Annotated in this window: 24 protein-coding genes, 1 tRNA gene and 2 pseudogenes; 15 read left to right on the forward strand and 12 right to left on the reverse strand. The window is 70.8% G+C overall.

Annotated features, from left to right (window positions below):
• Positions 1-7: 7 nt before the first annotated feature.
• On the reverse strand, positions 8-1,000 hold the full coding sequence (selD, locus tag AMYTH_RS0132140; RefSeq protein ID WP_027933683.1) for a selenide, water dikinase SelD: 993 nt from the start codon (positions 998-1,000) through the stop codon (positions 8-10).
• 66 nt (positions 1,001-1,066) lie between these two features.
• Between selD and AMYTH_RS0132145 the strand changes: the two genes are divergently transcribed.
• The 4 genes from AMYTH_RS0132145 (at position 1,067) to AMYTH_RS0132160 (ending at position 4,697) form a co-directional block, all read left to right on the forward strand.
• Positions 1,067-1,161 (forward strand) — tRNA-Sec (locus AMYTH_RS0132145).
• Positions 1,162-1,179: 18 nt separating this feature from the next.
• Positions 1,180-2,460 carry an L-seryl-tRNA(Sec) selenium transferase gene (gene selA, locus AMYTH_RS0132150; RefSeq protein ID WP_027933684.1) on the forward strand — a complete coding sequence of 427 codons (1,281 nt, stop codon included), beginning with the start codon at positions 1,180-1,182 and terminating at the stop codon, positions 2,458-2,460.
• A complete protein-coding gene (locus AMYTH_RS0132155) occupies positions 2,448-4,145 on the forward strand; it encodes a SelB domain-containing protein (RefSeq protein ID WP_027933685.1) in 1,698 nt (565 codons plus the stop codon). The genes selA and AMYTH_RS0132155 overlap by 13 nt, the downstream gene beginning before the upstream one ends.
• A 72-nt stretch (positions 4,146-4,217) precedes the next feature.
• Complete coding sequence (locus AMYTH_RS0132160) at positions 4,218-4,697, forward strand: hypothetical protein (protein WP_020417016.1); 480 nt, start codon at positions 4,218-4,220, stop codon at positions 4,695-4,697.
• Here AMYTH_RS0132160 and AMYTH_RS0132165 read toward each other — a convergent pair.
• From AMYTH_RS0132165 to AMYTH_RS0132180, 4 genes are read right to left on the reverse strand one after another with little or no spacing between them, the layout of a single operon-like run.
• Positions 4,694-5,578, reverse strand: coding sequence for a TIGR03564 family F420-dependent LLM class oxidoreductase (locus AMYTH_RS0132165; RefSeq protein WP_027933686.1), 885 nt, complete (start codon positions 5,576-5,578; stop codon positions 4,694-4,696). The genes AMYTH_RS0132160 and AMYTH_RS0132165 overlap by 4 nt on opposite strands.
• Entirely contained in the window at positions 5,575-6,228 is a 654-nt protein-coding gene (locus AMYTH_RS0132170; RefSeq protein ID WP_027933687.1) for a TetR/AcrR family transcriptional regulator, read from the reverse strand. Before AMYTH_RS0132170 ends, AMYTH_RS0132165 begins: the two co-directional genes overlap by 4 nt.
• Positions 6,229-6,267: 39 nt before the next feature.
• Positions 6,268-6,651: a cupin domain-containing protein gene (locus AMYTH_RS49130; protein WP_037322840.1), complete on the reverse strand. Its 384-nt coding sequence runs from the start codon at positions 6,649-6,651 to the stop codon at positions 6,268-6,270.
• Positions 6,648-7,601: a helix-turn-helix transcriptional regulator gene (locus tag AMYTH_RS0132180; RefSeq protein ID WP_027933688.1), complete on the reverse strand. Its 954-nt coding sequence runs from the start codon at positions 7,599-7,601 to the stop codon at positions 6,648-6,650. Before AMYTH_RS0132180 ends, AMYTH_RS49130 begins: the two co-directional genes overlap by 4 nt.
• 62 nt (positions 7,602-7,663) lie before the next feature.
• Between AMYTH_RS0132180 and AMYTH_RS0132185 the strand changes: the two genes are divergently transcribed.
• Complete coding sequence (locus AMYTH_RS0132185) at positions 7,664-8,740, forward strand: epoxide hydrolase family protein (protein ID WP_027933689.1); 1,077 nt, start codon at positions 7,664-7,666, stop codon at positions 8,738-8,740.
• Positions 8,741-8,785: 45 nt separating this feature from the next.
• Here AMYTH_RS0132185 and AMYTH_RS0132190 read toward each other — a convergent pair whose 3' ends face one another.
• The 3 genes and pseudogenes from AMYTH_RS0132190 to ilvD form a co-directional block, all read right to left on the reverse strand.
• The gene (locus tag AMYTH_RS0132190; RefSeq protein WP_027933690.1) at positions 8,786-9,202 is read right to left on the reverse strand and encodes a hypothetical protein; all 417 of its coding nucleotides are present in this window, start codon (positions 9,200-9,202) and stop codon (positions 8,786-8,788) included.
• A 202-nt stretch (positions 9,203-9,404) separates the two neighbouring features.
• Positions 9,405-9,532 (reverse strand): annotated as a pseudogene (locus tag AMYTH_RS51330) (IS982 family transposase); the annotation flags it as partial.
• A gap of 38 nt (positions 9,533-9,570) precedes the next feature.
• Complete coding sequence (ilvD, locus tag AMYTH_RS0132195; protein ID WP_027933691.1) at positions 9,571-11,238, reverse strand: dihydroxy-acid dehydratase; 1,668 nt, start codon at positions 11,236-11,238, stop codon at positions 9,571-9,573.
• 77 nt (positions 11,239-11,315) lie between these two features.
• Between ilvD and boxC the strand changes: the two genes are divergently transcribed.
• From boxC to AMYTH_RS0132215, 4 genes are read left to right on the forward strand one after another with little or no spacing between them, the layout of a single operon-like run.
• The gene (boxC, locus tag AMYTH_RS0132200) at positions 11,316-12,932 is read left to right on the forward strand and encodes a 2,3-epoxybenzoyl-CoA dihydrolase (protein WP_027933692.1); all 1,617 of its coding nucleotides are present in this window, start codon (positions 11,316-11,318) and stop codon (positions 12,930-12,932) included.
• 1 nt (position 12,933) lies between these two features.
• Positions 12,934-14,352, forward strand: coding sequence for a benzoyl-CoA 2,3-epoxidase subunit BoxB (boxB, locus tag AMYTH_RS0132205; protein WP_027933693.1), 1,419 nt, complete (start codon positions 12,934-12,936; stop codon positions 14,350-14,352).
• Positions 14,353-14,371: 19 nt separating this feature from the next.
• On the forward strand, positions 14,372-15,934 hold the full coding sequence (locus tag AMYTH_RS0132210) for a benzoate-CoA ligase family protein (protein ID WP_027933694.1): 1,563 nt from the start codon (positions 14,372-14,374) through the stop codon (positions 15,932-15,934).
• Positions 15,931-16,788 (forward strand): amidohydrolase family protein, encoded by an 858-nt coding sequence (locus AMYTH_RS0132215; RefSeq protein WP_027933695.1) that lies wholly within the window; start codon positions 15,931-15,933, stop codon positions 16,786-16,788. The genes AMYTH_RS0132210 and AMYTH_RS0132215 overlap by 4 nt, the downstream gene beginning before the upstream one ends.
• Here AMYTH_RS0132215 and AMYTH_RS0132220 read toward each other — a convergent pair.
• Together AMYTH_RS0132220 and AMYTH_RS0132225 are read right to left on the reverse strand one after the other, a co-directional pair.
• Complete coding sequence (locus AMYTH_RS0132220; RefSeq protein WP_027933696.1) at positions 16,785-17,168, reverse strand: VOC family protein; 384 nt, start codon at positions 17,166-17,168, stop codon at positions 16,785-16,787. The genes AMYTH_RS0132215 and AMYTH_RS0132220 overlap by 4 nt on opposite strands.
• 63 nt (positions 17,169-17,231) lie before the next feature.
• A complete protein-coding gene (locus tag AMYTH_RS0132225) occupies positions 17,232-17,684 on the reverse strand; it encodes a MarR family winged helix-turn-helix transcriptional regulator (RefSeq protein ID WP_020417004.1) in 453 nt (150 codons plus the stop codon).
• A 94-nt stretch (positions 17,685-17,778) separates the two neighbouring features.
• On the opposite strand from AMYTH_RS0132225, the pseudogene AMYTH_RS48200 reads away from it, so the two are divergent.
• The 3 genes and pseudogenes from AMYTH_RS48200 to AMYTH_RS0132240 all read left to right on the forward strand — a co-directional run.
• A pseudogene (locus AMYTH_RS48200) lies at positions 17,779-17,904 on the forward strand (VOC family protein); the annotation flags it as partial.
• Positions 17,905-17,939: 35 nt separating this feature from the next.
• Positions 17,940-18,275: a recombinase family protein gene (locus tag AMYTH_RS46080; RefSeq protein WP_037322841.1), complete on the forward strand. Its 336-nt coding sequence runs from the start codon at positions 17,940-17,942 to the stop codon at positions 18,273-18,275.
• 4 nt (positions 18,276-18,279) lie between these two features.
• A complete protein-coding gene (locus tag AMYTH_RS0132240; protein ID WP_051362876.1) occupies positions 18,280-19,686 on the forward strand; it encodes a recombinase family protein in 1,407 nt (468 codons plus the stop codon).
• Positions 19,687-19,707: 21 nt separating this feature from the next.
• Here the strand turns inward: AMYTH_RS0132240 and AMYTH_RS0132245 are convergent, their stop codons facing one another.
• Positions 19,708-20,097 (reverse strand): hypothetical protein, encoded by a 390-nt coding sequence (locus AMYTH_RS0132245; RefSeq protein WP_027933699.1) that lies wholly within the window; start codon positions 20,095-20,097, stop codon positions 19,708-19,710.
• 76 nt (positions 20,098-20,173) lie between these two features.
• A complete protein-coding gene (locus AMYTH_RS49140) occupies positions 20,174-20,800 on the reverse strand; it encodes a helix-turn-helix domain-containing protein (protein WP_157360682.1) in 627 nt (208 codons plus the stop codon).
• A gap of 54 nt (positions 20,801-20,854) precedes the next feature.
• Between AMYTH_RS49140 and AMYTH_RS46085 the strand changes: the two genes are divergently transcribed.
• The 3 genes from AMYTH_RS46085 to AMYTH_RS49145 are packed head-to-tail and all read left to right on the forward strand — an operon-like array spanning position 20,855 to position 21,485.
• Positions 20,855-21,097, forward strand: coding sequence for a helix-turn-helix domain-containing protein (locus AMYTH_RS46085; RefSeq protein ID WP_167344623.1), 243 nt, complete (start codon positions 20,855-20,857; stop codon positions 21,095-21,097).
• A complete protein-coding gene (locus AMYTH_RS0132260; protein ID WP_027933701.1) occupies positions 21,094-21,279 on the forward strand; it encodes a hypothetical protein in 186 nt (61 codons plus the stop codon). Before AMYTH_RS46085 ends, AMYTH_RS0132260 begins: the two co-directional genes overlap by 4 nt.
• 32 nt (positions 21,280-21,311) lie before the next feature.
• On the forward strand, positions 21,312-21,485 hold the full coding sequence (locus tag AMYTH_RS49145) for a hypothetical protein (RefSeq protein ID WP_157360683.1): 174 nt from the start codon (positions 21,312-21,314) through the stop codon (positions 21,483-21,485).
• The last annotated feature ends 59 nt before the right edge of the window (positions 21,486-21,544 follow it).

The raw sequence follows: 21,544 nt of genomic DNA on the forward strand, positions 1-21,544 counted from the left end.
GGTTAGATCAGCGCACCACCACGACGTGCTCCCCGCGCGGGACGAACTCGCCGATCACCGGGGCGCCGGGGATTTCGCCTGCCAGCAGGAGGCCGCCCGAGGTCTGGGCGTCGGCGAGGAGCAGGGCCTCCTCCTCGGCCACCGCGGACAGGTCGGTGTGCGGCCGCACCCAGTCGAGGTTGCGCCGCGTGCCGCCGCTGACGTAGCCCTCGGCCAGTGCCGCTCGTGCGCCGTCCACATAGGACACCGCGGCTGAGTTCACGACGGCGGTCACCCCGCTGGCCCGCGCCATCTTGTACAGATGCCCGAGCAGGCCGAAGCCGGTCACGTCGGTGGCCGCGGTGATGCCGGCGTCCAGTGCGGCATCGGCGGCCGGGGCGTTCAGCGTGGTCATCACCTCGATCGCCTCCGGAAAGCGCTCGCCGGTCGCCTTGTGCCGCGAGTTCAGCACCCCGATGCCCAGCGGCTTGGTCAGCGACAACGCCATTCCGGGCCGGGCGGAATCGTTGCGCAGCAGGCGATCCGGATCGCCGACGCCGGTGACCGCGAGCCCGTACTTCGGCTCCGGGTCGTCGACGCTGTGCCCGCCGGCGAGGTGGCACCCGGCGTCGGCGCAGACGTCCGCCCCGCCGCGCAGCGCCTCCGCCGCCAGTTCGAACGGCAGCACGTCCCGCGGCCAGCCGAGCAGGTTCACCGCCACCACCGGGCGGCCGCCCATCGCGTAGACGTCGGACAACGCGTTGGCCGCCGCGATGCGCCCCCAGTCGTAGGCGTCGTCGACGACGGGCGTGAAGAAGTCCGTGGTGGCGATCAACGCGAGCCCGTCGGAGATCCGCACGGCGGCCGCGTCGTCGCCGTCGTCCAGGCCGACCAGCAGTTCCCCGGCCGGGTCGGTCGGCTGCCTGCCGACCAGCCCGCGCACCACGTCCTCCAGCTCGCCCGGCGGGATCTTGCACGCGCACCCGCCGCCGTGCGCGTACTGCGTCAGTCGATGGCCCATGCCATCATCGTGCCGTCTTCGCGCTGCGCGGGCCGCGTGAAGTTGCGATCATGGGGTGTCCCCCGAGGAGGCGTATCCGGTCTGGTGACCGGCGCGGTCTTCAAAACCGTTGGGCGGCAGCCGCTGTCGCCGGCGGGTTCGATTCCCGTCCGCCTCCGCCACCCAGGGAGGAGCGAGGAGTGACGGACCCCCGTCGCCGCGTGCCGCGGACCGACGTGCTGCTCGCGCACCCGCGCCTGGCCGAGGCGGAGCGCGTGCTCGGCCGCGCCCTGGTCAAGGCCGCGGTCGTGGCGGCGCAGGACCGGGCGCGCGCCGGGGAGATCGAGCCGGAGCAGGTCGCCGAGCAGGCCATCGCGGCGCTGCCGTCGTCCGCGACCTCGTTGCGGCCGGTGGTGAACGCGACCGGGGTGGTCGTGCACACCAACCTCGGCCGGGCCCCGTTGTCGCAGGCCGCGCTGGACGCCGTGGCCACCGCGGGGCGCAGCACCGACGTCGAGTTCGACCTCGCCACCGGCCGCCGGGCCCGCCGCGGCCGGGGTGCGCTGGCGGCGCTCGCCGAGGCGGTGCCGGCCGCGGGCGGGGTGCACGTGGTGAACAACAACGCCGCGGCGCTGCTGCTGGCCGCGCTCGCGCTGGCGCCCGACAAGGAGATCGTGATCAGCCGCGGCGAGCTGGTCGAGATCGGCGACGGGTTCCGCATCCCGGAGCTGCTGGCGTCCGCCGGCGCGCGGCTGCGCGAGGTCGGCACCACGAACCGGACCAGCCTGCGCGACTACGCCGCGGCGCTCGGCCCGGACACCGGCTTCGTGCTGAAGGTGCACCCGTCGAACTTCCGCGTCACCGGGTTCACCGCGGAGGCGTCGGTGCGTGAACTCGCCACGCTGGACGCGCCGTTGGTCGTCGACATCGGTTCCGGGCTGCTGGCGCCGCACCCGGTCCTGCCGGACGAGCCGGACGCGGCCACGACCCTGCGCGACGGCGCCGACCTGGTGACCGCGAGCGGCGACAAGCTGCTCGGCGGCCCGCAAGCCGGGCTGCTGCTGGGCTCGGCCGAGCTGGTGGAGCGGCTGCGCAGGCATCCCGCCGCCCGCGCGCTGCGGGTCGACAAGTTGACCGTCGCCGCGCTGGAGGCGACCCTGCGCGGGCCCGAACCGCCGGTCGCGCGGGCCCTCGTCGCCGACCTGGCGGACCTGCAGCGGAGGGCGGACGCGCTGGCCGAGCGGATTCCCGGCGCGAGCGTGGTGTCGTGCCGTTCGGCGGTCGGCGGCGGCGGCGCGCCCGGCGTGGAGCTGCCCTCGGTCGCGGTGAGCCTGCCGGAGGCGTTGGCGGAGCCGCTGCGCACCGGGACGCCGTCCGTGGTGGGCCGGGTCGAGCACGGCCGGTGCCTGCTGGACCTGCGCACGGTCGGCCCGGACGAGGACGAACTGCTGCTCGCGGCGGTGCGCGCGTGTACGTCGTAGCGACCGCGGGGCACGTGGACCACGGCAAGTCGACGCTGGTCGAGCGGCTCACCGGCACCTGGCCCGACCGCCTGGCGGAGGAGCAGCGCCGCGGGCTGACGATCGAGCTGGGGTTCGCCTGGACGGAGATCGACGGGCGGCGGCTCGCGTTCGTGGACGTGCCCGGGCACGAGCGGTTCGTGCCGAACATGCTCGCCGGGGTCGGCCCGGTGCCCGCCGTGGTGTTCGTCGTGGCCGCGGACGAGGGGTGGATGCCCCAGTCGGCGGAACACCTGGCGGCGCTCGACGCGCTCGGCGTCCGGCACGCGCTCCTCGTCGTGACCAAGGCCGACCTCGCCGATCCCGGGCCTGCGACCGCGGAAGCGCTTTCCCAGCTGGCGGTCCTCGGCAGCTGCGACGCGGTGTCGATCGGGCGCGGCGGGGACCTGGCGCCGGTGCGCCGGGCGCTGTGCGCGCTCGTCGACCGGCTGCCCGCCCCGGATCCGGCGGCGGACGTGCGGCTGTGGGTGGACCGGGCGTTCACGGTGCGCGGCGCGGGCACGGTGGTGACCGGGACGCTCGCCGGCGGCACCCTGCGCGCCGGGGACGAGCTGGAGCTGGCCGGGGAGCGGGTGAGCGTGCGCGGGCTGCAGTCGCTCGGCGCGGCGGAAACCGAGGTGACCGCGGTGGCGCGGGTCGCGGTGAACCTGCGCGGGGTGGACCGCGACCGGGTGCGGCGCGGGGACGCGCTGCTGACGCCCGGGGCGTGGGTGCACACGTCGGAGGTGGACGTGGCCGTGCGCGCGCAGGGGGAGCTGCACCGGGAGCTGGTGCTGCACCTCGGCGCGGCGGCGGTCCCGGTGCACGTCCGTCCACTGGGGACGGACGCGGCGCGCCTGCGGTTGCGGGAACCGTTGCCGCTGCGCATCGGGGATGTCGGGCTCCTGCGGGACCCCGGCGAGCACCGGATCGCGGCCGGGGTCACGGTGCTGGACGTGCGGCCGCCGCTGCTGCGGCGTCGCGGTGCGGCGCGTGCGCGGGCGGCCGAGCTGGCAGCCGGCCGGGTGGCGCCGCCGCCGATCGCCCGCGCGAGCGAGCTGCGGGCGATGGGATTTCCCTTGACGGGCAAGCGGATCGGCGAGTGGATCGTGGACGACGCGGCCATCGCGCGGGCACGCGAGGAGGCGCGGTCGCGGTTCGACGAGTGGTCATCTCGCAACCCCGTCGCGGCCGGGATGCCGGTGGAGGCGCTGCGCCAGGCGACCGGCCTGCCCGCGGCCGAGCTGGTGCCGGCCGCGCTGGACGGCACCGGATTGGTGATGGCCGACGGCCTCGTGCGGCGCCCGGGCGCGGGGTTGCCCGCGCCGGTGCTGTCCGCGCTGGCACGGCTGGACGAGCGGTTCCGGTCGCAGCCGTTCCGCGCGCCCGAGGCCGACGACCTCGCCGAGCTGGGGCTGGGCACGCGGGAACTGGCGGCGGCGGTGCGGGCCGGGCGGCTCACCCGGATCGCCGACGGGGTGTTCCTCGGCCCGGACGCGGTTCCGCGGGCCGCCGAGGTGCTGGGGACGCTGCCGCAGCCGTTCACGGTCAGCGAGGCCCGGCGAGCGCTGGACACGACGCGCCGGGTCGCGGTGCCGTTGCTGGAGCTCCTCGACGCCCGCGCGATCACCGCCCGGACCCCGGATTCGCGGCGCCACCTGCGCTGAGCTGCCACGACACGCGGGTTTCGCTCGGAAGCGTGACGGGTACTCGACTCACGGTGAGGAGAGGAGCTCGTCATGGACACGAACGCCTATGTGGCCTTCCTCGTGATAGGCGCGCTGATCGTCCTGGTCGACGGTCAGTTCGTCTACCACAGCGGGAAGCGGTACCTGGCGAACGGGCAGGGCGAATCGGAATCGGGGGCGTCCATGGCCCGGCTGGTCGCGGTGCTGTTCCACATCGCGACGCTGGGCGTGCTCGCGCTCATCTCCACGATCGATTTCCCCGGCGGCACCACGCCGACGGCGATCGTGGGACGCATCGGCGTGTTCCTGCTGGTGCTGGCGCTGGCCCACGGCATCACCATCGCCGTGCTGTCGCGCCAGCGCGAGGAACAGGTCGTCGAGCAGATCAACACGCGGATGAACGCCCCGCGACCGGCGGACCACTCGCTCAACGACCCGGTCGTCTCGCCGGTGCCCGGGCAGGAGGGCCGCGACCCGCGGGTCAGCCCGAGCATCGAGAGCGGCACGCCGTACACGACGGACCGGTACTAGGAGTTCAGGCTCCGCAACAGTTCCAGCGTCCGATCCTGCTCCGCCGGTGACCCGACGAGGGCGGCGGCGAACTCGGTGGCTCCGGCGTCCAGCTGACGCCGGAGTTCCCGTTCGACCGCGTCCTCGTCGCCGGCGACGACGACCTCCGCGATCTCCCGTACCCCCTCCCGGTCGAGGACCGCGCGGTACGCGGGCAGCGTCCCGGCGATGCCGTACTCCCGCGCGACCCACGCGCGGATAGCGTCCGGCTCGTCGGTCACCGCCACCACCACGCCCGCCACCACGCGTGGCTCGGCCCGCCCGGCAGCGGCCTTCCTGATCTTCGGGACGATGTGCTCGCCAAGCGTGCGCGGCCCCGCCCAGGTGGTGATCGTCCCGTCCGCCAGCTCGCCCGCGACGCGCAACGTCCGGTCCCCGAGCGCGGACACCAGCAGCGCGGGCGGCGTCGCCCCGGCCACTTCCAGCCGCGCTCGTGCTGTCAACGTTTCCCCTTGGTGGGCAACGGTTTCCCCACGCAGCAGCGGCCCGAGTGCGCTCAGGTACTCGCGGAGGTGCCTGGCCGGTCGGTCGTAGGGGAGGCCGTACTGGCCTTCGACCATGACCGGGTGGCTGAGCCCGACGCCGAGGCTGAGCCGGTTGCCGGTGGCCGACTGCGTGCTCAACGCGCGCGTGGCCAGGGTGATCGGGTGCTGCGGCCAGGTCGGCACGATCGCGGTGCCGAGCTCGATCCCGGGCACCTCCCGCCCGGCGACGGCCAGCGCGGTCAGCGGGTCCCAGCCGAACCGCTGGCCCAGCCACAGCGCGGGCAGACCGGAGCGGGCCGCCGCGACGATGTCGTCGATGGTCTTGCCCGCGTCGTCGAGCATCAGGCCGATCCTCATGGGTTTCCCCCGTCGTAGAAGGTGCGGTGCTCGTTCCCGATCTCGGTGAGCAGTTCGGCGGCCCGGGGCGCGAGCTCGGCCAGCAGCGCCGGATCCGGTTCGCCCGCCGGTTCGAAGGCGCCGCGCACGGTCGCGGCGAGCAGGTCCGCGGCGCCGGGGTGCGGCGGGGACAGGAAGAAGCCTTCGAGCGTGGCGTGCCAGGCGTAGCGGAGGTCGTCGAACGGCAGGTCGTCGCGCACCAGGCCGTGCTCGGTGAGCAGCCGGAAGTAGCCGGCGAGGGCCTCGTCGTGTCGTGACTCCGCCCGTTCGCGGGCGAGCTTGCCGAGCACGTTCGGATCGGCTCGCGTGAGCGCCCGCAGGAGGGGGCGGCGGTTGACCGACTCGAAATTCACGCGGGTCAGCTCGTGCAGCAGGACCGTGCGCGGATCCGCGCGGACGGCGGCGACGAGTTCGTCGGAGGCCGCGGCCAGCTCGCGCCGGAACACGGAGTGGAACAGGTCCTGACGCGACTTCCAGTGCAGGTAGACGGTGCCCTTGCCGACCCCGGCCCGATCGGCCACGTCGTCGACCGTCACCTTCTGGTAGCCCCAGCGCAGCAGCAGGTCGGCGGCCGCGTCGAGGATGCGTTCCGCCCGCTCCCGGCGATCCATGTGGCTAGCTTATGACCAATTTTGAAATTCAGTCAACGGTCACCAGTGGCCGGCCGTGGGCGAGGCCTCCTCGCCCGCGCCCGGCCACGGTGGCGTCGTCACGGCGACCACCGCCAGCCCGTCCGCGCCCGCCCGGAACTGGAACGCCGTGCCGAGCGGGATCGTCAGGCACACCCCGGGCGCCAGCTCGGTGACCTCCTCGCGCGTGCCCTGCCCGCGCCACATCCGGCCGCTGCCGCCGACCACGTACCAGATCTCCTCCACGGTCGCGTGCGACACGGCCTGCGACACCTGCTCCGGCTCCAGCGCGAAGTGCGCGAAGCTCGCCACGCCCGGCAGTGTGCACAGTGGACGGACCGCGGACCCGTCGGGGGCGGTGACTTCGACGGCGTCCGCGAGACGCGTGGTCTGGAAGGGTTTCACGACACGGCCTTCCGGTAGCGCCGCGACAGGACGCGCAGCCGTTCGACGAGTTCCGGCGGCCCGGTCACGGTGAAATCCAGGTCCAGCAGACCCAGGTGCACGGCGATGCTCTGCACGGTGTCCGCGCCGGTGTGCAGCACGCACCTCGTCGCGTCGATCGCCTCGACCGCGCCCACCGCCGGGTTGATCCGCTCGCGCACCACGTCCGCCGGGGCGTGCACGGTCACCTCCGCGTGGTGCCGCCACGCCGCCGCCGACACCCCGCGGCGCACCCGGTCGGTCACCTCTTCCGGCAGCTCACGCGGGGTGAACCGGGGGCCGGACGGGATCTTCGGCTCCATCCGGTCCACGCGGAAGGTGCGCCAGTCGCCGCGGTCGCAGTCCCAGGCCACGAGGTACCAGCGGCGCCCCCAGTTCACCAGCCGGTACGGCTCGGCGACGCGCCGGCTGGTCGTGCCGTCGTGGCCGGTGTAGTCGAACCGCAGCCGCTCGTGGTCGCGGCACGCCGCGGCGAGGAGGCTCAAGGTTTCGCCGCTCACGCGTGGCCCTTCGCTGTCGGTGGGCGCGCGGACGGCGTACGTGCTCAGCGCTCGCACGCGGCGCCGCAACCGCGACGGCAGTACCTGTTCCAGCTTCGTCAGCGCCCGCAACGCCGTTTCCTCGACGCCGGTGAGCGAGCCGGCCGCCGTCCGCAGGCTGATCGCGACCGCCACAGCCTCCTCGTCGTCGAGCAGGAGCGGCGGCAGCGCGGCGCCCGCGCCCAGCCGGTAGCCGCCGACCGAGCCGCGTGTGCCGTGCACCGGGTAGCCGAGGTTGCGCAGCCGCTCGACGTCGTTGCGGACGGTGCGGGTGCTCACCTCGAGCCGTTCGGCCAGTTCGGCGCCGGTCCAGTCGCGGGGTGTCTGCAGCAGGGACAGCAGGCGGAGCAGTCGGGCTGAGGTCTCCAGCATTTTCCCGAGTCTGCCCGATCAATAGGAAAGAAGTCTTCCTATTGGGCTTCTAGCTTGGTGTCATGACCGAGATCAAGCCCTTCCGCATCAACGTCCCGCAGGCCGACCTGGACGACCTGGCCGATCGCCTCGCCCGCACCCGGTTCAGCGAAGAGCTCGCCGACGGCGGCGCCGACTACGGCGTGCCGGTCGCCCGCGTGCGTGAGCTGGTCGAGTACTGGCGCGACGGCTACGACTGGCGCGCCTTCGAAGCGAGTTTGAACGCCCATCCGCAGTTCACCACCGAGATCGACGGCCAGAACGTCCACTTCCTGCACGTCCGGTCGGCGCGCGAGGACGCGCTGCCGCTGATCCTCACGCACGGCTGGCCCGGTTCGGTGGTGGAGTACCTCGACGTGATCGAGCCGCTGTCCCGCGACTTCCACCTGGTGATCCCGTCGATCCCGGGGTTCGGCTTCTCCGGCCCGACCCGCGAGCGCGGCTGGAACCGGTACCGCGTCGCGAAGGCGTGGGCCGAGCTGATGGCCCGCCTCGGCTACGAGCGCTACGGCGCGGTCGGCAACGACGGCGGCTCGCTGATCTCACCCGAGGTCGGCCGGGTGGACCTGTCGCACGTCGTGGGCGTGCACGTCACGCAGATCTTCTCGTTCCCGTCGGGTGATCCCGCCGAGATGGCCGACCTGACGCCGGAGGAAGGGTCCGCGCTGGAGCACCTGCAGTGGTTCTGGTCGAAGATGGGCGCGTTCAACCAGCTGCAGGCCCAGCAGCCGCAGACGCTGGCCCACGCGCTGGCCGATTCGCCGGCCGGGCTGGCCGGCTGGAACGGCCAGCTGCTCGCCGGCCTCGACGACGACTTCGTGGTGACGAACCTGGCGATCTACTGGCTGACCGGAACCACGGCGTCCTCGATGCGGTTCTACTGGGAGGACGCGCAGACCGAGCCGCCCGCCGAGCCGACCACGGTGCCGCTCGCGCTGGCCGGCTTCGCGAACGACTTCCAGTCCATCCGCCGCTTCGCCGAGCGCGACCACAAGAACATCGTCAGCTGGCGCACCTACGACGTCGGCGGGCACTACGCCGCGCACCAGGCCCCGGCGGAACTGGTGCGGGACATCCGGCAGTTCTTCGGCTCCCTCTAGGAGCGGACGGGGCCGGACCGCGTGTCGGCGGTCCGGCCGCGGGCGTCAGGCGTAGAGCGTCGGCGAGTACAGGCGCGCGTCGTTGCCCACGCCGTCCACCCCGAAGCGGATCGTGCTGTCCTCGCGGAAGTCCTTGTCGCACACGCCCCAGTGGCCCGAGCCGAGGTTGTTCCGGCACGTGCCCTGGCGGTAGGGCGACCCGTTCAGGTTGTTGTACCAGCGGACCTCGGCCGATTGCCCGTTCGCCTTCGTGTCGCGGACATAGAACAGGTCGCCGTAGGGCTGGTAGCAGCCCTCCACCCCGGTGTCCGTCACGCAGTAGTACCAGTAGTTGCCGCTCGGGCCGCTGGAGGCCGTCGCGATGTTGTAGTCCGAAGCCGCGGCCGTTCCCGGGACGAGCAGCGCGAGGACCGCGCCGATCGAGGATGCCAGGGCGACGAACAACGAACGTCGTGCACGCATGCGGGAACTCCTTCGCCAGGAATGGGCGCACCGTGTGCCGCCCCCAGTGGCGGAGGACATTATTGGATTGTTGAACGATTCGTCAATACTACGTCTAGATGTAAGTCCGATCTTGGTTAGTGGTCGTAGGCGATCAGGGATCGGGTGGTGGGTTGGCCGGTGGCGCGGTTGTGCCAGATGGCGGCGGTGAGGGCGAGGAGTCGTTGCGGCCGGGCAGATACGGGAACGCGCCCGGTACCTGGCGAGGCACGAACCGCAGCCACCGGGCCTCGGAACGCACCCCAGCAGCACTTGCGCCACCGCCAGCGTCAGCGGTTCAGCATCCTTCACCCATCTCCACATCCCACCCAGGGTTAGGACTTAGTCATCTACGAGCAGACGGCCCCCTGTGCGGCGGAACCGACCAGACGGGCGTACTTGGCCAGCACGCCGGTGCGGCGCGGCGGCGGGGGCGTTTCCCAGCCGGACCGGCGTTCGGCCATCTCCGCCTCGGAAATGCCCACGTCGAGCGTTCGCGTCTCCATGTCGAGCACGATCGGGTCGCCGTCGCGGACGAAGGCGATCGGGCCGCCGTGCGCGGCCTCCGGGGCGACGTGCCCGATGCACAACCCGGTGGTGCCGCCGGAGAACCGGCCGTCCGTGAGCAGCAGGACATCCTTGCCCAGCCCGGCGCCCTTGATCGCGCCCGTCACGGCGAGCATCTCGCGCATCCCGGGCCCGCCGCGCGGCCCCTCGTACCGGATCACCACCACGTCACCGGGCTGCAGCGTCGGCAGCGCGTCCATCGCGGCCTGCTCGCCGTCGAACACCCGCGCCGTGCCCTCGAACCGCGACGAGTCGAACCCGGCGCTCTTCACGACCGCGCCCTCCGGCGCGAGGCTGCCGTGCAGGATCGTGAGCCCGCCGGTCGGGTGGATCGGGTTGGACAGCTTCCGCACGACCTCGCCGTCCAGCTCCGGCGGGGCCAGCTCGGCCAGGTTCTCGGCCAGCGTCTTGCCCGTCACGGTGAGGCAGTCGCCGTGCAGCAGACCCGCGTCCAGCAGGGCCTTCATCACCACCGGCACCCCGCCGACCCGGTCGACCGCGGTCATCACGTGCCGCCCGAACGGCTTGACGTCGGCCAGGTGCGGCACCCGGTCACCGATCCGGGTGAAGTCGTCCAGCGTCAGATCGACCTCGGCCTCGTGGGCGATGGCCAGCAGGTGCAGCACCGCGTTGGTGGACCCGCCGAGCGCCATCACGACGGCGATCGCGTTCTCGAACGCCTCGCGCGTGAGCACGTCACGGGCGGTGATCCCGGCGCCGAGCATCCCGACCACGGCCTCGCCGCTCTCCCGGGCGAACCGGTCGCGCCGCCGGTCCACCGACGGCGGGCTCGCCGAGCCGGGCAGCGACATGCCCAGCGCCTCGGCCGCGCACGCCATCGTGTTCGCCGTGTACATCCCGCCGCACGCGCCCTCACCGGGGCAGATGGCGCGTTCGATTTTGTCGACCTCCTCGCGGGAGATCAGCCCGCGGGCACACGCGCCGACCGCCTCGAACGCGTCGATGATCGTCACCTCGCGGCCGTCCACATTGCCCGGCAGGATCGACCCGGCGTAGAGGAACACCGCCGCGACGTCCAGCCGTGCGGCGGCCATCAGCATCCCGGGCAGGCTCTTGTCGCACCCGGCGAGCAGCACCGCGCCGTCCAGGCGCTCGGCCTCCATCACCGTCTCCACCGAGTCGGCGATGATCTCCCGCGACACCAGCGAGAAGTGCATGCCCTCGTGGCCCATCGAGATCCCGTCGGACACCGAGATCGTGCCGAACTCCATCGGGTAGCCGCCGCCGGCGTGCACTCCCTGCTTGCTCGCCTGGGCGAGCCGTTGCAGAGACAGGTTGCACGGTGTTATCTCGTTCCATGAGGACGCGATGCCGATCTGCGGTTTGGCGAAGTCCTCGTCGCCCATCCCGACCGCGCGCAGCATGCCGCGAGCCGCCGCGCGTTCCAGTCCATCCGTCACGTCCCGCGACCGGGGTTTGAGGTCAGCCATGCTGAGCACGATAGGCGCGAGATCCACTCTCTACACAACGTTGACGTTCGGGAAAAACAAGTAGAGAATCGAGAGCCATGACGACGGTGTCATTCGATCGGCGACCGGAGGACTACCGGCACTGGCGGCTCCGGATCGAGCCGCCGCTGGCGTGGCTGGAGATGGACGTCGACGAGCAGGGCGGCCTGGTCCCGGGTTACGAGCTGAAGCTCAACTCCTACGACCTGGGCGTGGACATCGAGCTCTACGACGCCGTGCAGCGGCTGCGCTTCGAGCACCCCGAGGTGCGCGCGGTGATCCTGACCAGCGCCAAGGACAAGGTGTTCTGCGCCGGCGCGAACATCCGGATGCTGGCCGGCTCCCCGCACGAGTGGAAGGTGAACTTCTGCAAGTTCACCAACGAGACCCGCAACGGCATCGAGGACGCCACCGAGAACTCCGGCCAGATCTACCTCGCTGCGGTCAACGGCAGCTGCGCAGGCGGCGGCTACGAAATCGCCCTGGCCTGCGAGAAGATCCTGCTGGTCGATGACAACTCCTCGACCGTCGCGCTGCCCGAGGTGCCGCTGCTCGGCGTGCTGCCCGGCACCGGCGGCCTCACCCGCGTCACCGACAAGCGCCGCGTCCGCAAGGACCGTGCCGACGTGTTCGCCACCCGCCCGGACGGCGTGAAGGGCCGCACGGCGGTCGACTGGCGGCTGGTCGACGAGCTGGTCCCGCGCCAGGAGTTCCGCGCGGTCGTCGAGCAGCGGGCCCGCGAACTCGCCGCCCGCAGCAACCGGCCGGAGAACGCGCAGGGCATCGTGCTCGAACCGCTCGACCGCACCGAGGACGACGACCGCATCGCCTACCCGAACACCACCGCCGAGCTGGACCGCGCCGCCGGCGTCGTCACGATCACCGTCCGCGGACCGCAAGCAGACGGCTGGCTGCTGGCCCTGACCCGCGAGCTGGACGACCTCATCCTGCGCCTGCGCACCAACGAACCCGAGCTGGGCACCTGGGTCTTCCGCACCGAGGGCGACCCGGACGCCGTGCTCGCCGCCGAACGGGAGGTGCTCACCGGTTCCGACTGGCTGTCCAACGAGGTCCTGCACTACTACAAGCGCACGCTGAAACGGCTCGACGTCACCAGCCGCAGCCTCATCGCGCTGATCGAACCGGGCAGCTGCTTCGCCGGGGTGCTGCTGGAGCTGGCGCTGGCCTGCGACCGCCAGTACATGCTGGACGGCCCGCCGATCGACGACGAGGACAGCGACGAGCGCGCGTCGATCGTGTTGTCCGACGCGAACTTCGGCGCGTTTCCGATGGGCAACGGCCTGTCCCGCCTGGAATCCCGGTTCTACGGCGAGCACGACCACCTGGACTGGCTCAAGCGCGAGCGGGACCGGCGGCTGTCCGCCAGCGAGGCCGTCGAGCTGGGCCTGGTCACCGAGGCCCCGGACGACATCGACTGGGAGGACGAGATCCGGATCGTGCTGGAGGGCCGCGCCGCGCTGTCGCCGGACGCGCTCACCGGCATGGAGGCCAACCACCGGTTCGTCGGCCCGGAAACCATCGAGACCAAGATTTTCGGCCGGCTGACGGCCTGGCAGAACTGGATCTTCACGAGACCGAACGCCTCCGGGCCGGAGGGCGCGCTGCGCCGCTACGGCACCGGCCAGAAGGCTTCCTTCGACCGCAAGCGGGTGTGAGATGCCGACCAGGATCGACTACGACGCCAAGATCCCGAACAACGTCGAACTGTCCGACAACCGGAGGCTGCAGCGGGCGCTGGAGGGCTGGCAGCCGAAGTTCATGCACTGGTGGGCCGAGATGGGCCCGGCGCTGGAAACCCAGGGCGTGTACCTGCGCACGGCGGTCAGCGTCGGCCGCGACGGCTGGGCGCACTTCGACCACGTGGTGCCGCAGGACTACCGCTGGGGCATCTTCCTCGCCGAACGCGACCCGGACCGCCGGATCGCGTTCGGCGAGCACCGCGGCGAGCCGGCGTGGCAGCAGGTGCCCGGCGAGTACCGCGCCGACCTGCAGCGGCTGATCGTCATCCAGGGCGACACCGAGCCGGCTTCGGTGGAGCAGCAGAAACTGCTCGGCCTGACCGCGCCCAGCCTGTACGACCTGCGCAACCTCTTCCAGGTCAACGTGGAGGAGGGCCGTCACCTGTGGGCGATGGTCTACCTGCTGCACGCCTACTTCGGCAAGGAGGGCCGCGAGGAGGCGGAGGCGTTGCTCCACCGCAACTCGGGCAGCCCGGACACGCCCCGCATCCTCGGCGCGTTCAACGAGGAGACCGCGGACTGGCTCGCGTTCTACATGTTCACCTACTTCACCGACCGCGACGGCAAGTACCAGCTGGGCACGCTGAAGGAGTCCGCGTTCGACCCGCTGTCGCGCACCTGCGAGTTCATGCTCAAGGAGGAGGCGCACCACATGTTCGTCGGCACCACCGGTGTCGACCGCGTGGTGACGCGCAGCGCCGAGCTGATCCGCGAGCACGACACCATGGACATCGCCGCGCACGGCGGCATCCCGCTGGACATCATCCAGCGCTACCTGAACTTCCACTACACCGTCTCGCTCGACCTGTTCGGCAGCGAGACCTCGACGAACGCGGCCAACTACTACACCGCCGGCCTCAAGGGCCGCTGGATGGAGACCCGCCGCAAGGACGACCACCAGCTGACCGAAGACGCGGCGCTGCTGGAGAAACCGCAGGACGACGGCACCTGGACCGCCGAGGAGATGCAGAAGATCCTGCTGCTCAACCTCGACCTGCGCGGTGAGTACATCGCCGACTGCTCCTCCGGGGTCAAGCGGTGGAACAAGATCCTCGCCGACGCGGGCATCGACTTCCGGTTCCGCCTGCCGCACCCTGGTTTCAACCGGAAAGTCGGCATAAACTCCGGCCACCACATCACGCCGGACGGGACGATCGTGGACGAAGCGACCTGGGAGCGCAGCCGCAAGCACTGGCTGCCGACCGACGAGGACCTGGCGTTCGTCCGCTCGCTCATGCACCCGGTGTACGAACGGGGCAAGATCGCGAGCTGGGTCGCCCCGCCGCGACAGGGCATCAACGGGAAGCCGTTCGACTACGAGTACGTGTACCTGTAAACCTGCGGAGGGCGGGCGGATGGTCGAGTTCAACGCCGCGGACTACCTGGTCGACCGGCACGTCCGGGACGGGAACGGCGCCCGCACCGCGGTCGTCACGGTCTCGCGCACGCTGTCCTACGCCGAGCTTTCCGAAGCGGTGCACCGCGTCGCGGGCGGGCTGGCGGACATCGGGGTGCGGCCCGAGGAACGGGTCATGCTGTGCATGGTCGACGGCGTCGAGATGCTCACCGGCATCCTCGGCGCGATGTGCGCGGGCGCCGTTCCGGCGCCGGTGTCGACCATGGTGACCGGGCCCGAGCTGGGCCGGGTGCTCGCCGACTCGCGGGCCAGGGTGCTGTGCGTGTCCGGGGAGTTCACCGCCGCCGCGAAGGAGGCGATCGAGCTGGCGCCGGAGGTCACCGACGTCGTGCTGGACCGCGCGGACGCGGCGCAGTTCTCCCGGGTGTCCACACACGACTGGACTCGTCTGTCCACAGCGGACGCACGGGAAACCTATGACACGTGGGCCGATTCGCCCGCGCTGTGGCTGTACACGTCCGGCACCACCGGGCAGCCCAAGGGTGCGATGCACCGGCATGCGAGCATCCGGGCGGTGTGCGAGACCTACGGCAGGCAGGTGCTCGGGATCGGCCCCGACGACAGGTGCTTCTCCGTCGCCAAGCTGTTCTTCGCCTACGGCATCGGCAATTCCGCGTTCTTCCCGTTGTCGGCCGGCGCGAGCGCGGTGTTCGAGCCGGGCCGTCCGACGCCGCAGCTGGTCGCCGACCGGGTGCGCGCCGAGCGGCCGACGTTGTTCTTCGGGGTGCCGACGTTCTACTCCGCCCTGCTGGCCGCCGACCTGCCACCGGACACGTTCTCCTCGGTGCGGCAGGCGGTGTCGGCCGGCGAGCCGCTGCCCGCGGTGATCTACCAGCGGTTCCGCGACCGGTTCGGGGTGGAGATCCTGGACGGCATCGGGTCCACCGAGGCGCTGCACATCTTCCTGTCCAACCGGCCGGGCGAGGTGGTCCCGGGCACGACGGGTGTCGCCGTGCCCGGCTACGACGTGGAGATCCGCGACCCGCTCGGCACGCTGATCGAAACCACCGGCGAGCCCGGCGAGCTGTACGTGCGCGGCCCGTCCACCGCGTTCGGCTACTGGAGCCGGTACGAGACGTCGAAGCAGGTGTTCCAGGGCGAGTGGCTGCGGACCGGGGACAGCTACGTGCGCAACCCGGACGGCACGTACACCTGCCTCGGCAGGTTCAACGACATGCTGAAGGCGGGCGGGATCTGGGTGTCGCCGGCCGAGGTGGAGCAGCGGTTGCTGCAGCACCCGGACGTCGCCGAGGTCGCGGTGGTGGCGGCGCCGGACGCGGACGGCATCGAGAAGCCGGTGGCCTGCGTCGTGCCGGCCGCCGGGCGGACCGTCGATCCGGACGCGTTGATCGACTTCTGCCGCGAGGGGCTCGCCGCGTTCAAACGGCCACGTGCCGTGGTGGGTGTCGAGGAGCTGCCCAAGACCGCGACGGGCAAGATCCGCCGGAACGTGATCCGCGAGCTGGTGCGGGACTCGCTGCGGCCGGGGGCGCTCACGTGATCGACGGCTACACCGTGGTCGACGCGCACGTCCACGCGCCGCGGCTGAGCACGTTGAAACCGGCGTGGCTGGAGTGGGCGGAGCGGTTCTCCGGCCCGCACGACTGGCGGTCCGCCTACGACACGGATGGGAACGTCGTGCCCGCGCGGCTGGACGCGTTGTTCGAGGCCGAGGGTGTCGACCGCGCGTTGTTGTTCTGCGAGTACAGCCCGCGCGCGACCGGGATCCAGCCGATCGAGGACAACCTGCCGCTGGTGGCGGAGAACCCGACGCGGTTCCGGCTGGTGGCCAACGTGAACCCGTACCTGCACCACCCGGTGGCGGCCGAGGTGGAGCGGCAGCTGGACCTCGGCGCGGTGGCGTTGAAGATCCACCCCGTGCACGGCGCGTTCTCGCCGGGGGACAAGGAGTTGTACGCCGCGTACCACGTGTGCGCCGAGCGCGGGGTGCCGGTGATCATCCACTCGGGCACGAGCAGCTTCCCCGGCGCCCGCGCGAGCTTCGGCAACCCGGAGCTGATGGCCGACGTCGTCGAGGACTTCCCGTCGGTGCAGTTCGTGTTCGCCCACGGCGGCCGCGGCTGGTGGTACGACGTGGCCGCGTTCCTGGCGCTGGCGCGCGACAACGTGTGGCTGGACCTGTCCGGCCTGCCGCCGCGGAAGCTGCCGGAGTACTACGCGCGGTTCGACTTCACCCGGCTGGCGGGGCGGTTCGTGTTCGGCACGGACTGGCCCGGCGTCCCGGGCGCCGCGCGGAACGTCCGGGCGCTGCTGGAGCTGGGCCTGCCGGACGCCGTCGTGCGGGACGTGCTGTCCGGCAACGCCGCGAAGCTGTACCCCGGCCTGGGGATCTAACGCACCACCTCGTGCAGGCACAGCCAGTTGCCTTCGGAGTCGGCGAACCAGGCCGCCTTCTCCTTGCCGAGCGTGGCGATGTGCCCCTCGGTGCGCAGGTCGCCGGAGTCGTAGTCGGCGAAGCGCACCCCGCGTTCCTCGAGGTCGTGCACCTCCGCGGAGATGTTCTCGACCTCGAAGCTGAGGACCGTGTTCTCGCTCGGCTTGGCGTCCGGCAGCGGGCGCAGACCGATCACGTGCCCGGAACCGGCCTCGAAGTAGCAGGTGCCGTCCGGTCCCGTGTCGGTCTGGCGCAGGCCGAGCTGGTCACCGTAGAAGTGCCGGGCACGATCGGCGTCCTGCGCGGGAAGCATGTGCGTGATGGTCGACTTGGTGAGCATGGCCCGCCTCCTTCACGAGAGCACTAATCGTGCGCCGCCAATCCGCTGGAGGCAACGGGGGTTTCAGCTGGTGCCGTTCACTTCACGCAACGTTCGCATCGCGTCGGCGAGCGCCTGCGAAGCCTCCGGCCCCAAGGGCTCCAGCACGCGGCGCCGCAGGATCTCGGCGCACGCCTGGCGCGCCTTTTCCGCCACCTCGCGGCCGTGCTCGGTCAGGCACGCGAACGTCACGCGCCGGTCGTCCGGGCTCGGCTTGCGCGTGATCAGCCCGGCGGCGACCAGCCGGTCCGCCACCTTGGTGAACCCGCCGCTGGACAGCGCCGCCTCGGTGGCCAGGCGCGTCATCGGCATCCGGTGGCCGGGCGTGCGCACCAGCCGCAGCAGGATGTCGAACGGCGCCGGCGCCAGGCCGAACCGCTCGGCGATCTCGCCCATGAGTCGATCCTGCGTGGCGAGGTACCCCTCGATCACGAGGCCCCACCAGGTCACGATCTCGTCATCGCCGGGAGTGGTCACCCCATGACTATACCGACCGGAACTCTTCCCGGAATATATCTTGCTGGCGAGAGGTTCTGGGGGTTAGGTTGAAGCCCCGGCAAAGGAGCAGACGATGTCCATCAAGACGAGCGGCTTGCACCACGTGACCGCGATCGGCGGCGACCCCCAGCGCAACGCCGACTTCTACCTGCGCACGCTCGGCCTGCGCCTGGTGAAGACGACGGTCAACTTCGACGACTCGAAAGTCAACTAACGGTGGTCTAGACTTCGGGAATGACCCGAGCGCTGATCTACTGCCATGCGGCCACCCGCGTCGTCACTGACCGCAGAGGTTCCGTTGCGGGCCAGGAAGAGGAATGCCGTCAGCTCGCCGCCGAACTCGGATGGCAGGTCGTCGGCGTCTACCGTGACGTCAGCTATCCGCGTGCCCAGTATGAGGATCTGCTCAACGATCTCCGGGCCGGCAAAGGCGACGTAGTCCTCGCGTTCTCCCATGACCAGTTGCACGGCAACCTGGTCGATCTCCACGCTCTCGCCGAGATCCGCACCGTTCAGCCCGTGAACGCCGGGGTCGAGGTACCCCGAGAGGACGACCAGCCGCGTGACTAGGGCTGTGATCTACTGCCGCATCTCGTCCGACCCGACCGGGCGAGCCGCTGGCGTCCAGCGGCAGGAGACCGAGTGCCGTGAACTCGCCGAACGTCTCGGCTGGGAAGTCGTCGACGTCCTCGTCGACAACGACATCTCCGCGCACTCCGGAAAGCGGCGCCCCGCCTACGAGCAACTCCTCGACGCCATCAGCCTGGGCAAGATCGACGCGTTCGTCGCCTGGCATGCCGACCGGCTGTATCGACGCACCAAGGACCTTCAGCAGCTCATCGACATCGTCAACCTGCACAAGGTCCAGATCCGCACCGTCACCTCCGGCGACATCGACCTCACCACCGCCACCGGCCGCGCGGTCGCCAAGACCGTCGCGACCTGGAACGAGCACGAAGTCGAACACGCCATCGAGCGCATGAAGCTCGCGAAGTCCGCCGCTGCCTCCGAGGGGCGCTGGCTCGGCGGCGGCAGGCCGTTCGGGTTCGAAGACGACGGCGTCACGGTGCGCGAGTCGGAGGCCAGCGAGATCGTCGCCGCGGTTCGCCGCGTCCTGATGGGCGGCTCCCTGCTGGCCATCGCGTCCGAATGGAACGAGCGCGGCCTGCTCACAGCCCGCGGGAAGGAATGGTCGCAGACCACCGTCCGACGACTCCTGCTGCGCGCCCGCAACGCCGGCCTCGTCGAGTACAACGGGGAGATCGTCGGCCCGGCGCAGTGGCCCGCGATCGTTCCCGAGCACGAGTGGCAGGCGGTGCGGCGGTTGCTGAGTGATCCGTCCAGACAGACGGCGTTCACGCGGGACCGGAAGTACCTCGGCTCAGGCCTGTACCTATGCGGCCTGTGCGAGGACGGGTCAACAGTGCACGCCCACACGGGTGGACGCGGCGGCCGGCCGCACTACCGCTGCAAGAAGCCCGGTCGCCACCAGCTCATCCGCGGATCAATTCCGGTCGACGAATACGTCACGTCGACCGTCGCTGAGATCCTGGGCCACCTGGCGAAGGATGGCGCTCTGCGCCTCGCGCCTCCAGGCAGCGAGGACCTATCCGCGCTGTACGCGGAAGCGGCGTCGATCCGCGCCGAGCTGGACGCCGCGCGGCAGGCCCTCGCGAACCACGACATCGACCTGAAGTCGTTCGTCGTGGCGTCGAAGCAGTGGCAGGCCGATCTCGATGCGGTGGAGGCGCGCCTGGAGCGGCATGGTGATCGTCAGCCGCTCGCGCTGGTGATGAACGCTCCGGATCCGGTCGCCGAGTTTCAGTCCGACCGGCTTCCGATCGACGTGAAGCGTGCCGTCATCGGCCGGCTCGTGAAGGTGACGTTGCTGAGGACCAAGCAGGGACGTCTTCCCGGTGGTCGGTACTTCGATCCGGCTTCCGTGGTGATCGAGCCGCGCCGGGCCGGATCCCACGGGTGATCCGGCCGAAAGCGGCGCAGCTCAAGGGTAGATGCGGTAGAGCTTGGCCTCTTCGCTCCGTGCCTGCGGAACGCGGCTGACGAGCAGCGCCCGGAGGCCGTCGATCTCGTAGTCGTCGAAGCGGCCGTCGACGTAGTCGTAGAGAGCCGCTCGTTCGGCACGCTCCTCGGCGCGTTCGGCGCGTGCCTCGCGCTGAAAGGCCGCGACGTGCGCGACGAGGGCGGTCATGGTCGCAGTAAGGGTGATGAGGTAGGTCGTCGCGTCCACGGGAACCAGCTCCGTGAGGAGGAGCGTGGTCTCGACGACGAACGCAGCGAGGGCGAGGCCCGTGACTGGGCCGGTGAAGGTGGTGCGCAGGAGCGTCATGTATCGACCGCCGTTGATCATTGTTTCTGCCAGGACGTAGATCATTTCAACCTGAACGGTTCCGTTGTTACGCAGCGCGAGTCACGGACCCCTCATCTGGGGGAGTTTGGACCGCCGATTGTCACCCGTTCGCCGCATTCTTTGTATCGATTTGCTTGAGCCCTTCGACGGCGAGCGTGACCAGATCCGCCTCGACGGCGAGCGACATGATCTCCCTGATGAGGCGGTCCGCGTGCTCGTCGCCTCGTCGTCTGCGCACAGACGGGACGAGCTGGATTAGCCGCTCTAGAATCGCGCGGTCGTCAAGTTCTCCAGTGTTGCGATTCTCATATAGATCAGATGTTCGATCCTGATGCGAATTCGCATCGATACCGGCGGGTAGGTCGGGCACCTTCGCGTCGTCGTGAAAGATCGCGCGGGCCGTTCCTCTGGGCCACCACGGGACAGCGTTATCGAGCCCATCGAAGGTGGGCTGCCGCGGCCGGGTCATCTGGCCGTACTCGATTCGCTGCACGCTTGGGATGCTGAGACCGCCTCGCTCGGCAAACTCCCGCTGCGACAGTCGCAAGGCTCCGCGTGCTGCCTTCACTGCGTCGGCAAGTCTCTTCGCATCACTTCGTGTCACGTGTACAGCATGACGTGCTGGTCTGATGCTGTCTACGCGGCCAATCGGCCGTGACCTGCGTCTTTGATGTCCATGGCGCATCCGTTCACCTCCAATCGCTCTGGTAACGCTAGCGCTTCGCATCGCTTCACTGCAACTAGTTGCTGAAGTGATGTGAAGCGATGTAATGTGATGTGCATGGTCAAGAGGAACGACGAGATGGTGCCCGTCAAGGGGACCGTGATGGCGGCGATCCGCAAGGGGCGCGGTCTAAGCCGTCCCGAGCTCGCTCGCCGTGTGGGCTGCTCGCCCTCTCACCTCGGGAACGTCGAGGCCGGCCGAAAGCGGGCCAAGGAATCCCTGGTCAACCGCATCGCTCGTGAGCTGTACGTACCGACCAGCAGGCTCATCGACCACGAGCAGCTCAAGGTCGCGGCGTGAAACCGGAGGACAGGGCGCACATCCGCGCCGCGGCGCGCGAGCTCGTCGACGGCTGGGGACCGCTGGCCTACCCGCAAGGCGTCATCGACGACATCGCGTTCCTGCTCCAGCCCACAGGCGGTGGCACAACTCACCCCGTCGGCGGGGCCGGCACCGGCCCTGGTCGTGACCGCGCCGCCTGATCCATCCACCCAACCCCACGAAGGAGACCACCGTGAAAACCCAACTCGACGGCCAGCAGGGCGGCTACGGCCTCGGCGTCCTGTCCGGACTGCAGAACAAGCACGTGTACGGCGGCACCGCCCGGCCCGAGCGGGTGAGCGCACGCAGGGCGAAGAACCGGCGCGGCCGCAAGTCTCGCCGCATCAACCGGCTCCGCGCCGCCTGATCCCCACCGATGAAGGGGCCCGCCTCCGCGCCGCTACCGCGGAAGACGGGCCGAGACCA

Source organism: Amycolatopsis thermoflava N1165, assembly GCF_000473265.1.
Classification (GTDB): Bacteria; Actinomycetota; Actinomycetes; order Mycobacteriales; family Pseudonocardiaceae; genus Amycolatopsis_E; species Amycolatopsis_E thermoflava.